General features: G+C 46.3%; 8 protein-coding genes. 5 read left to right on the top strand and 3 right to left on the bottom strand.

Annotation, left to right across the window (positions count from 1 at the left end; translation table 11 throughout):
* Positions 1 to 21 precede the first annotated feature (21 nt).
* Positions 22 to 522: a hypothetical protein gene (locus Q9R24_RS11500; RefSeq protein WP_253101504.1), complete on the bottom strand. Its 501-nt coding sequence runs from the start codon at positions 520 to 522 to the stop codon at positions 22 to 24.
* Between the two features lie 177 nt (positions 523 to 699).
* Between Q9R24_RS11500 and Q9R24_RS11495 the strand changes: the two genes are divergently transcribed.
* The 5 genes from Q9R24_RS11495 to pnp all read left to right on the top strand — a co-directional run bounded on the left by Q9R24_RS11495 (position 700) and on the right by pnp (position 13,904).
* Positions 700 to 4,410 (top strand): exodeoxyribonuclease V subunit gamma, encoded by a 3,711-nt coding sequence (locus Q9R24_RS11495; RefSeq protein ID WP_311204557.1) that lies wholly within the window; start codon positions 700 to 702, stop codon positions 4,408 to 4,410.
* Positions 4,411 to 4,414: 4 nt separating this feature from the next.
* Positions 4,415 to 8,539 carry a UvrD-helicase domain-containing protein gene (locus Q9R24_RS11490; protein ID WP_311204558.1) on the top strand — a complete coding sequence of 1,375 codons (4,125 nt, stop codon included), beginning with the start codon at positions 4,415 to 4,417 and terminating at the stop codon, positions 8,537 to 8,539.
* A 71-nt stretch (positions 8,540 to 8,610) separates the two neighbouring features.
* A complete protein-coding gene (recD, locus tag Q9R24_RS11485; RefSeq protein WP_311204559.1) occupies positions 8,611 to 10,392 on the top strand; it encodes an exodeoxyribonuclease V subunit alpha in 1,782 nt (593 codons plus the stop codon).
* 894 nt (positions 10,393 to 11,286) lie between these two features.
* Positions 11,287 to 11,556: a 30S ribosomal protein S15 gene (rpsO, locus tag Q9R24_RS11480; RefSeq protein ID WP_004278577.1), complete on the top strand. Its 270-nt coding sequence runs from the start codon at positions 11,287 to 11,289 to the stop codon at positions 11,554 to 11,556.
* Between the two features lie 260 nt (positions 11,557 to 11,816).
* The gene (gene pnp, locus Q9R24_RS11475) at positions 11,817 to 13,904 is read left to right on the top strand and encodes a polyribonucleotide nucleotidyltransferase (RefSeq protein WP_171054287.1); all 2,088 of its coding nucleotides are present in this window, start codon (positions 11,817 to 11,819) and stop codon (positions 13,902 to 13,904) included.
* 138 nt (positions 13,905 to 14,042) lie between these two features.
* Here pnp and Q9R24_RS11470 read toward each other — a convergent pair whose 3' ends face one another.
* Positions 14,043 to 14,306 carry a YdcH family protein gene (locus Q9R24_RS11470; protein ID WP_004729352.1) on the bottom strand — a complete coding sequence of 88 codons (264 nt, stop codon included), beginning with the start codon at positions 14,304 to 14,306 and terminating at the stop codon, positions 14,043 to 14,045.
* A gap of 89 nt (positions 14,307 to 14,395) precedes the next feature.
* Positions 14,396 to 14,725 carry a chaperone modulator CbpM gene (locus Q9R24_RS11465; protein ID WP_004278573.1) on the bottom strand — a complete coding sequence of 110 codons (330 nt, stop codon included), beginning with the start codon at positions 14,723 to 14,725 and terminating at the stop codon, positions 14,396 to 14,398.
* Positions 14,726 to 14,952 lie beyond the last annotated feature (227 nt).

Raw genomic sequence — 14,952 nt, 5'->3', positions numbered from 1 at the left:
AAATATTCAGCTTAAATAGTATTAACCTTGGGCGACCTGTTTTTGCTGGATACTTTTAGCAGTGCGATAGCAGTCTTGCACATGAGCATCGGCAATTTTTTTCATGACAAAATAACCCAGACTTGCGGCCACCAGCTGACCACCTAGTGGAATGAATTTTGTGACTTGCTTTATCAGCACTTTCGCTGCAACATTGTTCAAAGATTTTTTAACTGCCGTGCGTGCGACCACCAGGCCGGAAAATTCTACGCCACGTTTACGCAGCTCCTGCCAGTGAATCTGACGGGTTTTCGGGTCATAAACACTGATCTGATCAGGGGCCAAGCCGAAGCGGGCATTGATCTCGGGAATCAATTGCGACAAGATGCCGACATCAATGACCACGTCCATAAAAGGTACCGGAATCACGGCGGCACCAGCAGAATAGTAGGCGCGTTTTTTGGTGAGTTCCAGGCATTCGTCGCGGATTTGTTCTAAATCTAGGCTCGGATCGAGACGTTCAGGAATTTTATCTAATTTCATGGGCACTACCTAAGCTCTATGTTGTTTTTTTCTATTCAAGCATCTTTAAGATGCTTTTTTCAAAGAAATTTTTTGACTGAAGTGTGGTTTTAAAGTGTCATAGAGCGCTCGGGATGTATAGTAAATAATCTTTATCGTTTTGTAGTAAAAACCACATTCAGCAGTTCAGGGGAACCAATGGCCATTCATGTTATTCAGAGTCAACGTATTGATGTGCTTTTGGATAGTATGCTGCGTATTGTCAACCAAACTGCCCGGAATCCATTTGAGGTGTTACAAACCCGGCACTTTATTGTGCCATCTCCGGCAGTAGAAACTTGGCTGACCCAGAAAATTGCCGAGAAAAAAGGCATTAGTGCCAATACCCAGTTTCATCACCGGATTCGCGCCTTTCAATGGACTTCTTATCAGTGGGTATTGAATGCGCCTAAAGAAGTGGAACAGGTGCGTGAAGCCAATATTCCGCGCATTATCATCAAATGGCGCGTGTTTCAGGCGCTGCGAAAATGCATTCTGCCTGAACAGATTCCTTTAGATGTCGATCATCCACTGTATTCCATTGTGAAGCGGATTTATGACAGTGCCGACCGGCTGGAACAGGGCACAGAAAAACAGCTGAAAAAACAGAGCATGCTATACTGGGTGGCGGAGCAGGTGTCACGTTTGTTCAGTCATTATATGGATTATCGCGGTTATTGCGCGCGTAACTGTCCTCCAAACAACTGCAGTTGTCCGAGTAACTGGCTCGAGGCCTGGGGACAGGATATTGCGCTCGATATCGAACAGATGCTCTATAGCCCCAAAGATGAAAATGGCCATGAGATGCAGGTGGCCGATTTCGTCAAGACTCAGGCGCGTGAGCTGGAAGCCTGGCAGCGCTGGTTGTGGCAGCATGTATTTCAGGATGACTATGCCAAAATCCTGGAGATTGAACGCCTGTATTGGGAGCGGCTGGAGAATGCAGAAACCCGCGCCCAGGCTCTAAAACGACTACCGGCCCAGATTGTGGTATTTAGCCTGTTAGAATTGCCACCGAGCCAGCTGGATTTTTTACGCCGTCTGGGCCAGTACATTGATATCTATATTTTTCAATTCAACCCCTCGCAGGAATACTGGGCCGACAGTGTCGATCCGGACTGGAAAGCCAGATTTGATTTGCAGCGGGAAGAGCGCTTTATTCAGCGTTTTGAAAAAACCCGTCAACGTAAACCGAATGATGCGGAAATAAAAGATTTCAGGATCAAGCAGCTGAACTTTAATGCCGAAGACCGGGAATCGCGGCATCCGCTCCTGACCCGATTCGGCAAGCAGGCACGGGATCATTTTTCTCTACTCTCTAAACTGTCTTCGGGGGAAGAGGGTCTCTGGGCCGATGTCTTTGTCGATGAATATCAGGACAGGCTGCTGGCCAAAATCCAGTCGGATATCCTGTATTTGCTCGAGCCCGAGCAGCATCAATATGCTTTAAGCCCTGATGATGATTCGGTACAGATTCATGTCTGTCATTCTTCATTACGTCAGCTGGAAGTTCTCAAAGAACAACTGATTCACTGGCTGGCTCAAGGTAATGAAGAAGCGCCGCGTCAGCCCAGTGATATTCTGGTGTTGACGCCAAGTCTGAAAGAACTGGAACCGGCAATTCGCAGTGTCTTTGCGCCACCACCGCGTGAGCGCGAAACCGGCAGCAAACGCCTGCAAAAAGATAACCTGTATTTACCGATCCAGATTGCCGGGGTGTCGCGTCTGGATGTCAGCAATGCCTGGCGCGCGGTACTGGGCCGGATTCAGTGGGTACGGCGCCGTTTCAGTATTGAGGACTTTGCCGACTGGCTCAGCCTGAATGCGACCCAGCAGTATTATGGTCTGGACTATAGTCAGGTAGAGCGGATGTTACAATTGCTGACAGATGCTGGCTTCAAGCGTGGATTGGACCAGCAGCATTTACAGCAAAGTCTGAGCGCAGGCGATGAGGATTACCGGTTTAGCTTTAAATTCGCGCTGGACCGTCTGGCGTTGGGTCTGGCGATTCCTGAACATACCCTGTTTCAGGACACCTTGAGTTATGCCAAGGTTCTGACCAGTGATTTTCCCTTGATATCCACCCTGATCCGGATTTATCAGGATCTGGTAGAGCGCCGTGACTGGCTGACTTTGCATGAAACTGGACAGCGCACGCCAGTCAAAACCTGGCTGGAATATCTGCGCGCCGATCTGAACGAGTTCCGTGATGCTGGCGTGGAATCGCTCAAAACCGTTGCCGAGATTATCGACAAGCAAATGCGGATGCTGACCTTGGCCGATTATCATGACCAGGATGATCCGCATGCCAGTCAGGAACTGGTGGCACTCAGTCTGCCTCTGCCTTATGTGCTGGAAGAAATTCAGAATACCCTGGAGATGCAGCTGGATCAGGCCGAACCGACCGGACAGATTACTTTTAGCCAGATTGGTCAGATCCGGCCATTGCCTTATAAACTGGTGGTGATGCTGAATCTGGATAGCGGTAAATTTCCGAGCCGTAATCAACAGGTTCCGTTTGACCTGATGCGTAGCCTGAAGCCGCAACTCGGTGACCGTTCCCGTCTGGATGACGAGCAGGGCGCCTTTCTGGATGCCTTGCTGCTGGCACAGGAAAATCTATGGCTGTTCTATAATGGCTTTGATCTGGAGGATGGTGAGGCTCGCGATCCATCCACTGCCTTGCAGGAACTGGTTCAACATATCGCGCTGATCTGCCAGTCTGAACAGCCGGATGTCGAAGTCGATCCGATGGTGGATATTCATGGTCTATCGGTCGCTCAACATATCCAGCAGCTTTATCATGTACATCCCTTGCAGCCTTTTGATCCGGCCGGATTCGCAGATATGCAGACACCACGTTATCAGGATCAGTGGTTTGCAGTGGCAGAATATATCCGCAGCGCCGAAGGCAAACGCAGCAGCTGGATTAATGCACATTATCCGGCACTAGAACAAAAAGAAATCCGGGTACTCAAAGGTGATGAATGGATCCGCGATATGATTTTCCCGGCACGTCTATTCCTGAAAAGTGTCGGGGTTTCCACGATTCGCTATGCCGATTTGCCGAGTTCCCGGGAACCCTTATTATTGAACAAGCTGGAACAGTATCAGGTGCGGGATTTCCTGTTGCAACAAGAGCAGGAGATTGAGCCGAACCTGATGCTGGACCGTTTGCCGGTGGGCAAAACCCAGCAAGCCACCTGGCTGGGCAGCCAGCAGGAACAGCAGTTATTGCAAGAACGTTTGCTACAGTTGGGCAAAGAACTGACGCCAGTCACCCAACAATCCCTGCAGTTCAGTCCTGAACTGATCATTCATATAAACGTGCCTCAGGTTCCACACAGCAGCTACTGGCTGAGTATGCAATCCTCTTCGGCCTCGGAAAAACGCCGTGCCCAGGTCTGGCTGGAGTATCTGCTGTGGCTGGCTTACTTAAATGATGATGCACGCTCACCAGAACTGGAGCGCATTGTCATTTTCAGTAATAAAACCCTGAAGTTTTCTGGCTTGAGTTCGAGCAAGGCACATGAGTATTTGCAGCTCTGGTTAAAGGCCTGGGAAATTGGTCAACAGCAGCCGCTGGTCTTGCCGGCAGAATTACTGATGAAAAAAGAGTGGCAGTGGGCCGAGAATGGACAGGGTAAAATGACCATTGTGGAAATGCAGGAATTGTTGGAAGCCTGGAACAACAGTTATAGTCCTAAAACAGCTAAGCCATTGACTTCGAATGAATCTAGTGTCTTGCATCAGGATTGGCAATTTATTTTGCAAGATCAGGATCCGGATCTGGCCTTGCAAAACTGCTGTCATGATTTTGCCCATGGCCTGTATGCACCAATTCATCAACATCTGGAATGGGTGAAATAGCCGTATGACTTTCTTAAAGCAGCAGACGCAAACAGCCATTTCTACCAATCCGATTCAGGACATGAAGTTTCGGGGCCTACACTGGATTGAAGCCTCGGCAGGCACCGGCAAGACCTATACGCTATCCAGTCTGATGGTGCGGATTTTTCTGGACCAGTATTATCCGCATCAGGTGATTGCGACGACATTTACCCGTAAGGCCACGGCTGAACTGAAAAACCGGGTACGGCTTCGCGTCGAGGAAACGCTGGCTTATATCCAGCGTCATCAGCAGCTCAATTCAGTTGAAATCGCAGCAAAAATCCAGAATGAAACCGATCCTTTATTTCAGCAGGTACTGAAAGATTATGGTTCACGGCTGGATTATGCCCGTCGCCGTTTACGTCTGGTGCTAAACCAGCTGGATGAACTGTTTGTCGGCACCCTGGACAGCTTTAGCCAGAAACTGTTACGTGAATTTGCCTTTGAAAGTGGCAAGATTGAACGTGCAGAACTGACCGAAGATCAGGATCTGTATATTCAGCAGCTGATTCATGATGTGCTGCGTGACTGGATTCAGCAGCAGCCGCAATATATGGTCAATCATCTGTATGTTCAGAATCTGCTGAAACCGGTGGAGCATTATACCGGGCTGGTGCGTGATGCCCTGAATTTCAGCAAGCAGCATTTCCGCAAGATCGAACTGGCTGAATGTGACCTGAACAAATTGGAAGCCTGCATCAGTCAATTAGTGAGTATTCAGGAGCATGATCTTGCCGTCATGCGGCGTTATTGTCAGGAAAGTCCGAAGTATTTTCACAAGAGTTTTTTGACCAAGTTAACCGAAATTTGTGAAAACTTTATGACCTGGAGCGCAGCCCTGAAAAATCAGGGTGGCATGAGTTTCTTTGATGCTGAATTGCAGCCGATTTTACTGAATCTGTGCCATTTGCGCCGCAAGAAAACCGATTTCCAGCCGACTACTCAGGTCTTTAACAAAAGCTGTCCGGATGCAGAGCAGCAGCTGATTTTGCAACATAGTCTGATCGTGGCAATTGATGCGCTGTGTGAGGTCAAACAGTATCTGGATGAGCAGCTGCAACAGCTTACCACCTATCTGGAATTTCATATTATTCAAAGTGTGCAGACCCGTTTGCCGCAAACCTTGCAGCAGCAGGGTGAAACCACTTTTTCCCAGCAAATCCGTACATTGGCAGAAGCATTGCAAGGCCAGCAGGGGCAGCGTTTTGCCCAGTTTGTGCAGGCACGTTATCCGCTGATTCTGGTCGATGAATTTCAGGACACCAATCAGGATCAGGATGATCTGCTGGCCAAGATCTGGCGTGATGCCAACCGGGTGCAGTCCGGTTGCATGATTATGGTCGGTGATCCGAAACAGGCAATTTATGGTTTCCGCGGCGGCGACATGCTGACTTATAACAAGGCACACGCTGACGTACGCCACAAGCAGGGTCGTGAATATACCTTGATGCAGAACCATCGTTCAGTCAAACCGCTCGTAGAAGTGGTTGATGCGCTGTTCCAGCGGCAAATGGATTTTGGCGAACAGGTGCAGTACACCCTGATTCAGGCGGGCAGTCGTCCGCATCCGGATCTCATCGATAGTGGGGGATGTAACCCGCAGCCATTACGCTGGATTCAGCTGGGTGAATCGGATGTGGAAGCAGATCAGGCGGTCTGGAAAATCCGTGCATTGCTGAATCAGTCTGCCCAGCAGCAACTGTACTTTCAGCAGCAAGAGCATCAGCAAAGCCTGAGCGCAGATGATATTGCCGTGTTGGGATTTGGGCATTTTGCTCTGGAACAGGTGAAGCAGCGTCTGCAGCGTATGGGCATTCCCTGCTATAAAGAATCCAAACAGAGCGTGTTTGCCAGTCCAATCGCTCAGGATGTCGCGGCAGTATTGACGGCGATCATGGATCCTTTCAATGAGGCCAAGGTCAAGCGGGCTTTACTAACCCGTCTGCTGGGCTTCAATCTGAAAAAACTGATTGATTTGCAAAGCCAGAGTGAAGGCCTCAGTCGCTATATTGCGGATCTGGATATAATTCGGGAAATGTGGTTTGAGAAAGGCTTTTTGACCGCCTGGAATTATGCACTGAACCTGTTTCAGGTCTGGACCAATCTGGTGGCCAGTCAAAGTCTGGACAATGAGCGGGTGGTGGTCAATCTGCGCCATCTGACCGAGATGCTGAGCCAGCAGAGTGAATATTATCAGGGGGCGCAAAAACTCTATCACTGGTATTTGCGCCAGCTTCAGTCGCCTTCAGGCAAGGACAGTGAAAAAGAACGCAAGCTGTCTGGGGATCATGGAGTGCAGCTGATGACCATTCATGCTTCCAAAGGGCTGGAATTTAAAGTGGTGTTTTTATTGGGAGCAGATGCTGCTTTTGATGTGAATAAAGGCAACCTGAATTTTTCCCTGTCTGCGCCTGAACAGGACAATATTCTAGAACAATCCCGGGTGATTGCAGTCAATCACAAGAATTTGCATGAGCAGGCGATTCTGCAGAACGCAGCGCGTAATGCTGCCGAAAACCACCGGCTCTGGTATGTGGCGCTGACCCGTGCCAGTCACCGGGTATATGCCATGCTGCAGGACCAGAATGCACAGTCCGATTCCGGGCTGGCCTTCTGGCGTGGTCAGGGAGATCAACTGTTTCAACATGCTTTAAGTCTGGTCGAGCCGTCTCTGTCTCAGGAACCACCGCGTCTGGTCGAGCAGTCGAACCATCATCAGATTGAAATGCGGGCGCAACCTTTGCCAGAGCGGCAGTTTTATCCGCGAACCAAAACCAGTTTTACTGCCTTGTCACAGCATCAGCTACATGGACATATCTTGCAGGACAATCTGGTCACGGCTTCTGAACAGCCCGATAGTGCCGCTGATGAAATTCATTTTACAGATCTGGAAGAACAGCCAGCAGCCGTGCCTTTAGACTGGATTAGGCTGAATTTTCCTAAAGGTACCGTAGCCGGAACATTCCTACACAGCATTTTTGAACATATTGATTTTCAGGACAGCAGTTACTGGAATCTGGAAATCCGGCGCCGTTTTAAAAATACCGCACCGCAAATCTGGCAGGAACTGAAAGAAAAATTTGAACAGGCTTTTCATATACGTAGTGTACTGGAACAGGCTTTTTTCCCACATTATCAGACAGCAGTGGTGAATTTGCGCACCCTGTTTCAGGTAGCAGCTCAGACAGATTTCAAAGCCGAGGAATTGCGTCAGAGTATGCAGCGCGTATTGTCCAGCCTGAACTATAAGTTATTGACCGGAATTCGCCTGCATGATCAAAGTGAAGCTTATCGTCAGCAATGGCAGCAGCTGTTTCACTCGGCACAGCAGCTCGAGCGTTCGGCTCTGTTGGAATTTTTAAATCAGTTTCAGGTGTATTTCGATGGGCTGGAGGATGACGCCTTTATCCAGTTTTTTGAACAGGAAATAGCTCAGCTCATACGCTCTGCAAGCACTGAATCGCTGAATGTGGACAGTATTTTCCAGACGGCTTTTGAGGGATTGCTGGACGAGATCACAGAAGATATTTTGCTGAACCTGATGCATGACTGGGTGCGTGATATTCTTATTACCCCGATTCAGGCAGATTTTGCGTTGGCACAGCTGGAGGCTAAACAGTATCTGTCAGAATTTCCTTTTTATCTGTCCTTGACCGATGCCCCTTTGCAGATTTGGCAAATCCATCAGCTTTTTCTCGAACATGACATGGTCATGAGCGATTTTAATGAAGCCAAGTCGGCGCGATATCTGACCGGTTCCATCGATCTGGTGTATTTTGATGGCCAGCGTTACCATATTGCCGATTATAAAAGTAATTTTCTCGGCCCTGATCAGCAGCAATATAGCGCTGAGGCGATTCAGGAGAATATGAGCCAGTCTAGTTACTGGTTGCAGGCCGCTCTGTATCTGGTGGCGCTGCATCGTTATCTGAGTGCCAATATGCAGGGCTATTCGATTCAGCAGCATCTGGGCGGCGCAACCTATCTGTATTTGCGCGGGATGAATGGTCAGACGCAGCAAGGAGCCTATCATTGGCAACCGGACACTGAATTCATAGAAAAACTGGATCAAATCCTGGGCTATTTTGAGCAGAAAAAATCAGCATGATTTTGCAGTTTTATAAAATATATAGAAATTAAACAGAAAACTATCCTGTGGATAACTTTGAGGATAACTGTGTGGAAAATGAGCAGAATCACGTGTCGCAGCAAGACTCCAATTTAATGGCTTGGATTGACTATCTGTGTCGGCCTCCATTCAGTACAGCTGCATTTGATCCGGCAGCAAAATTATTGATCCAGCAATTGCTTGAAGCGATGCAGGCGGGGGATAGCTGTATCGAAGTTGATCCTCAGCAGGTTGCCTTATTACATAATCTGGTTCTAGACCGCCGTCAGCAGAGTGCAGGAATTGCACCATTTATTTGTGCAGATCAGCATTTATATTTGTACCGTTACTGGCAGCTGGAGCAGGCGGTAGCCTCACATATTGCTCGGATTAAAGCCCAACCGGTTACCGCTATTGATTTATCCGAACGTAATCGCAATTTATTGTCAGATCCACAGCAAAAATTGGCACTGGAAATGGTTGCGCGGCAGGCGCTGAATATTATTACCGGCGGTCCGGGTACCGGTAAAACCTATACCTTGGCGCATATGATTGCGGTCCTGCATGAAGCCTTGCCAAATATCCGGATTGCCATGGCAGCACCTACCGGAAAGGCCGCACAGCGCATGAAAGAAGCACTGCAAAAAGCCTTGCACAGTGAAGCTCTACAACAGTTTGAGCTAGAACCCTTAAAACAGTTACAACCGGTCACCCTACATCGCTTATTGGGTTTGGGTACTCGCGGACAGCCACGCTTTCATGCCAAACAACCTTTGCCCTATGATGTGATTGTGGTCGATGAAGCCTCGATGCTGGATTTGAATCTGTCACAGATGTTGCTGGCCGCCGTACCGTCTCATGCACGGCTGATTTTACTCGGTGATGCAGACCAGCTGGCTTCTGTGGATGTCGGAACGGTACTGGCAGATTTACAGCAAGTAGTGACTCTGGAAGATAACCGAGTCAATTTAATCACCACACGACGTTTTGCGCCAGGGGCCAAGATTGGCGCAATAGCGGAGTTTATCCAGCAGAATCATGAGCCTTCTCACGTCTTGCAAAAATTTGAGCAGCAAATCGTGGCAGCCAGTGAGTTACAGGCGATCGATTTGGATCAGGTGAAGATCGACCAGTTGCAGTTACAATACCTGCTCGCTGGTGCCGAACAGACCGCGCATAATTTGAATCAGTATTATGACCAGCTGATGTATGGTTATCAGGCTTATGTACAGGCCATAAAAACAGAACGAAACTCAGCTGATTTTGAACACTATGTGCAACAGGTGGTCAAAACTTTTGATGATTACCGTATTTTAACGGCAATCCGTTCTGGTGATCTGGGGCTGCTCAAGATCAATCTACAGATTGAACAACGTTTTTTAGCAGCCCAAGGTCAGTTGAAACAGGGCGACTGGTATGTCGGACGACCCGTCATGATGAGCTATAACGACTATCAGTTGGGCCTGTCCAATGGTGATATTGGTATCTGTTTTTTACGTGAGCAATCTGGTCAACGTCAGTTTGAAGTGTATTTCCCGAGTCTGGAAAAATGGGTATTAGCCACCCGTTTACCTAAAAGTATTGAAACCGCTTTTGCGCTGACCATTCATAAATCTCAAGGTTCAGAATTTTCCCATACGGCAGTGGTGCTGGATCAATATGCAAAAAATTTATTGAGCAAAGAGTTGATTTATACTGCAATTACTCGAGCCAAAAAAGTGGTCAGTTTATTGGTAGATTATGATGCTTTTACACAAGCACTTTGTGTTAAAACTACCCGGAAAAGTGGTTTGAGCCAAAAAATCATTGAACAATCTAGTAATTTAATTGGCAAAAATAATCAAATCTTGTAGGTAAAAGCTTACAAGGATTCAGGAAATTGACGCATAGAGCTTTTGCTCGGTTTTTGAGAAGATTGGTTCTACAAAATAACTCAACACGGAAAGTTGAGCATAATCGCATAATGATAATAATAATGTCGGTAGACAGCGAACTTACAGTGAAGTAAGTGAAAGAGGAAACTTACAGCCGCTAAGCCTTGTAGTTTTGGGAGAGACTACAAGGCTTTTTTATATCCTGATTTTTTTATAGGAAGCTTGCTGGATTTTTATCCTAATTTCTTAGCAAAAATTTTCAGCCCTAGCCAGTAAACTTAAGTAAATAGCGTTAAATAAAACGAGAGCTGTGTAACATTATGCAAATTTTCACCCTGTGATGTACGAAATGGCTTACAGCAAAATGAGGCAAATACCTCTAGTTGTCTGGTGGGAATATGGCAAAATCTACCACACAAGGAAGATGATTTTTCAACAGGATGTTTGAAAATAATAATAAGCGTAAAACGCCATAATAATAAAATAAATAATAATGATAAGAGAAAGAACTACAGCGCCAAAAAGCCCGAGTTTACTCGGGCTTTTTTTTATCCATTTTCTATGGGGAGTAGCTGAAGATTCAAGCGAGCTAAAGGGTTTGCGGGCTTTTCAAAGGAGTTTCTATATTTAATTTATTCTGGATTTATTTCATTAAAATAATGCAAAACCTGAATCTTTAAGGAACAAGAGTCATCGGATCTGAGCTGTATCAATGAGCAACCAAAACCATGCAAAAATCTGGATCTATTTTTGCAATTTGATGCGTTTTCCCTTAAAATATGCAACTTGCTGTAGTGATGCACGGCAGTCAAGGTTTTGAATTCTCATCACTTTGATTTTTATCAAAATATACAAGCATCTCGGAGAAATCGAATGGCTTTAACTAACGCAGATCGCGCAGAGATCATGGCTAAATTCGCTCGCGCTGAAAACGACACTGGTTCACCAGAAGTTCAAGTAGCTCTTTTAACTGCTCAAATCAATGACTTACAAGGTCACTTCAAAGAGCACAAACACGACCACCATAGCCGTCGCGGTCTAATCCGTATGGTTAACCAACGTCGTAAACTACTTGACTACCTTAACGGTAAAGACCACGGTCGTTATGTAGCATTGATCGGTGCTTTAGGTTTACGTCGTTAATTCGATTTAAACTTTATTTTCGGGTGTATTGCATGCTTTGTGCTGTATTACTGAAAACTAAAGTCGGCTTAGCTTTGCGCTGAGCCAGTGGAAGGGGCGAATGTTTCGCTCCTTCTTTGTGTTTAAAAATAGTATTTAATCTGGTGAGGTCGGCTTCTAAGCTTTGTCATTTACTCGTCCATATGGTCATGAATGCCAAACCTTAGGGGTCTCCACTAGAATAATTGTTCACAAGAACTAGGAAAAAATAAAACATGTCAATGTTTAATATTATTCGTAAAGAATTCCAATTCGGTCAGCACAACGTTATCTTGGAAACAGGTCGTGTTGCCCGTCAGGCAAACACTGTTGTGATCACCATGGGCGGCGTACAAGTACTTGTCGCTGTTGTGGCACAGCCTAAAGCAAAAGCAGGTCAAGACTTCTTCCCATTGACTGTAAACTATCAAGAAAAGCAATATGCTGCTGGTCGTATCCCGGGTGGTTATGGCAAGCGTGAAGGCCGTCAGTCTGAAGCTGAAACTTTGATTTCACGTCTGATTGACCGTCCAATTCGTCCGTTGTTCCCAGAAGGTTACTTCAACGAAATTCAAGTAACAGCCACTGTTATTTCTTCTGATAAGACAATGGATGCTGACATTGCTGCAATGTTGGGTACTTCAGCTGCATTGTCTATTGCTGGTACACCTTTCCGTGGTCCGATTGGTGGCGCGCGCGTTGGTTTAATCAACGGTGAATACATCCTGAACCCAAACCTTGAACAACTTAAAGAGTCTGATCTTGATCTTGTTGTTGCTGGTACTGAAACTGCAGTATTGATGGTTGAATCTGAAGCGAAAGAACTTTCAGAAGACCAAATGCTGGGCGCTGTATTGTTCGGTCATGACGAAATGCAAATTGCGATCCAGGCGATCAAAGAATTTGCTGCAGCTGCAGGCGCGGTTGAATCAACTTGGGTTGCTCCAGTTAAAAACGAAGAACTTCTTGGTAAATTGAAAGAAGCATTCGAAGCGAAAATCTCTGAAGCTTACACGATTGCAGTTAAGCAAGACCGTTATGCGGCACTTGACGCGCTTTATGCAGAAGCAGTTGCACAGTTCGTTCCTGAAAATGACGAAACTGGCATTGCAGAAGAAGTAAATGAGCTGTTCGAAGACCTTAAATACCGTACCGTACGTGACAACATCCTGTCTGGTAAGCCACGTATTGATGGTCGTGATACCAAAACTGTTCGTGCAATCGACGTACAAGTAGGCGTTCTAGATCGTGCTCATGGTTCTGCATTGTTCACACGTGGTGAAACTCAAGCCTTGGTCACAACGACTTTGGGTAATACACGTGATGCGTTGATGGTTGATACTCTTGCAGGTACCAAAACTGACAACTTCATGTTGCACTACAACTTCCCTGCATACTCTGTAGGTGAAACGGGTCGTGAATCTGGTCCTAAGCGTCGTGAAATCGGTCACGGTCGTCTGGCACGTCGTGGTGTTCAAGCTGTACTTCCTGCGGCTGACCGCTTCCCATACGTGATCCGTATCGTATCTGACATCACTGAATCTAACGGTTCATCTTCAATGGCGTCTGTATGTGGTGCTTCATTATCATTGATGGATGCTGGTGTTCCACTTAAAGCACCAGTTGCAGGTATTGCGATGGGTCTAGTGAAAGAAGGCGAGCGTTTCGCAGTTCTTTCTGACATCTTGGGTGATGAAGATCACTTGGGCGACATGGACTTTAAAGTAGCTGGTTCTGCAAACGGTATTACTGCGCTACAAATGGACATCAAGATCGAAGGTATCACTGAAGAGATCATGGAATCTGCATTGAATCAGGCTTATGCGGGTCGTATGCACATCTTGAATGAGATGAACCAGGTGATTTCACGTGCGCGTCCTGAAATTTCGATGCACGCACCGACATTCCAGGTGATCAACATCAACCCGGATAAAATCCGTGATGTGATCGGTAAAGGCGGCGCGACCATTCGTGCAATTACTGAAGAAACTAAAGCGGCGATTGATATCGAAGATAACGGTACAGTTCGCGTATTTGGTGAAACTAAAGCGGCTGCGCAAGCTGCAGTTGCCAAGATTCAGGCACTTACGGCTGAAATCGAGCCAGGTACAATTTATACAGGTAAAGTGATTCGTATTGTTGAATTCGGTGCGTTCGTAAATATCCTGCCAGGTACTGATGGCTTACTTCACATCTCTCAAATCTCAAACGAACGCATTGCGAACGTGGCAGATGTATTGAAAGAAGGTCAGGAAGTAAAAGTACAGGTTGCGGATGTTGATAACCGTGGCCGTATTAAATTAACGATGAAAGACATCGAACAAGTTTAATTCTTAAAAATATTCACATGGGAAAATTCATGTGAATAACAATAAAAAAGCCCTGAGCTTGATCAAAGTGTTTATTTTGGCTGGCTCAGGGCTTTTTTTATGCTTCAGTATTGGTCTGAATGTGGTGTTCAGTTGATCTCAGGTTAAGGGATCTGCTTCAGAGCTTTTTAACAAACGATAAATTTCATCTTTTAATTTCAGTTTTTTACGCTTGATCGCCTCAATATCATTGTTGATATGATTGACTGGATCAAGTTCAAGCTGGCTGATTTCTTTGTCCAACTCGTTATGTTCCTCGAATAACTTGGCAAAATAGGGATTTTCCTCGCGAAGTTGCACAATCAAGTCGCGGTATTCGGGAAACATGTATTTGATTTTCTTATTGCAATCTTTGGTTTTCATAGGGATTCTTATACTCTAATCATAAAATTAAATATAAATATGTTCTGATCTGCACTGAAAAATGCAGATCGACAGAACATGAAAAGGATTTACTTGAAGTGCAAATGTTTGACCTCGCGGCGTAACTCCTGCACTTCATCAATGAGGTCCAGCATCATGGCAACGGCGCTAAATGAGGCATCAAAATCGCGTTGCAGGCGATAGGCGCGTTGTGCACGCGAGATATCTTCACCGAGGAAAGTGCTGGTCGGGGTTGTGGAACGATTGGGTAAAATTCCATGTTCAATTAACTGCATGACCCATTCCGGGCTTTGTCCACAGGCTTCTGCAAAGTGGATCAAGTCAAATGAACGATCGTCCATAATTTCTGAGGGGGTATAACCGTGGGAAAAACTTTCTTGGTACTGAATCGTAGTCATGGGTCTACTCCTTAAACAGCCAAGTGTGCAAAATCCGGAGAAAGGGAAGGTGCTAAAATAGAACGCTTTCCAATCCTTGGACATGCAGACTCAGAGTGATGACTCAAATGATCATGAGTGAAGAGTCGGGATGTGCCAGTAGTTGATGGATCAGTCGGTCTGACCGGATATCTATCAGCAGCATGCGAGGCAAAGAAGGTTAAAGCTGAAGTTGTTTTTATAATTTT

It is taken from the genome of Acinetobacter sp. RRD8 (assembly GCF_031844225.1).
GTDB lineage: Bacteria > Pseudomonadota > Gammaproteobacteria > Pseudomonadales > Moraxellaceae > Acinetobacter.
This window is presented reverse-complemented; position numbering and strand designations above follow the sequence as displayed.

Bases quoted from the DNA above. Each gene is read 5' to 3' on its own strand.
- Q9R24_RS11500 (WP_253101504.1), bottom strand. From the start codon at position 522: ATGAAATTAGATAAAATTCCTGAACGTCTCGATCCGAGCCTAGATTTA.
- Q9R24_RS11495 (WP_311204557.1), top strand. From the start codon at position 700: ATGGCCATTCATGTTATTCAGAGTCAACGTATTGATGTGCTTTTGGAT.
- Q9R24_RS11490 (WP_311204558.1), top strand. From the start codon at position 4,415: ATGACTTTCTTAAAGCAGCAGACGCAAACAGCCATTTCTACCAATCCG.
- rpsO (WP_004278577.1), top strand. From the start codon at position 11,287: ATGGCTTTAACTAACGCAGATCGCGCAGAGATCATGGCTAAATTCGCT.
- pnp (WP_171054287.1), top strand. From the start codon at position 11,817: ATGTTTAATATTATTCGTAAAGAATTCCAATTCGGTCAGCACAACGTT.
- Q9R24_RS11470 (WP_004729352.1), bottom strand. From the start codon at position 14,306: ATGAAAACCAAAGATTGCAATAAGAAAATCAAATACATGTTTCCCGAA.
- Q9R24_RS11465 (WP_004278573.1), bottom strand. From the start codon at position 14,725: ATGACTACGATTCAGTACCAAGAAAGTTTTTCCCACGGTTATACCCCC.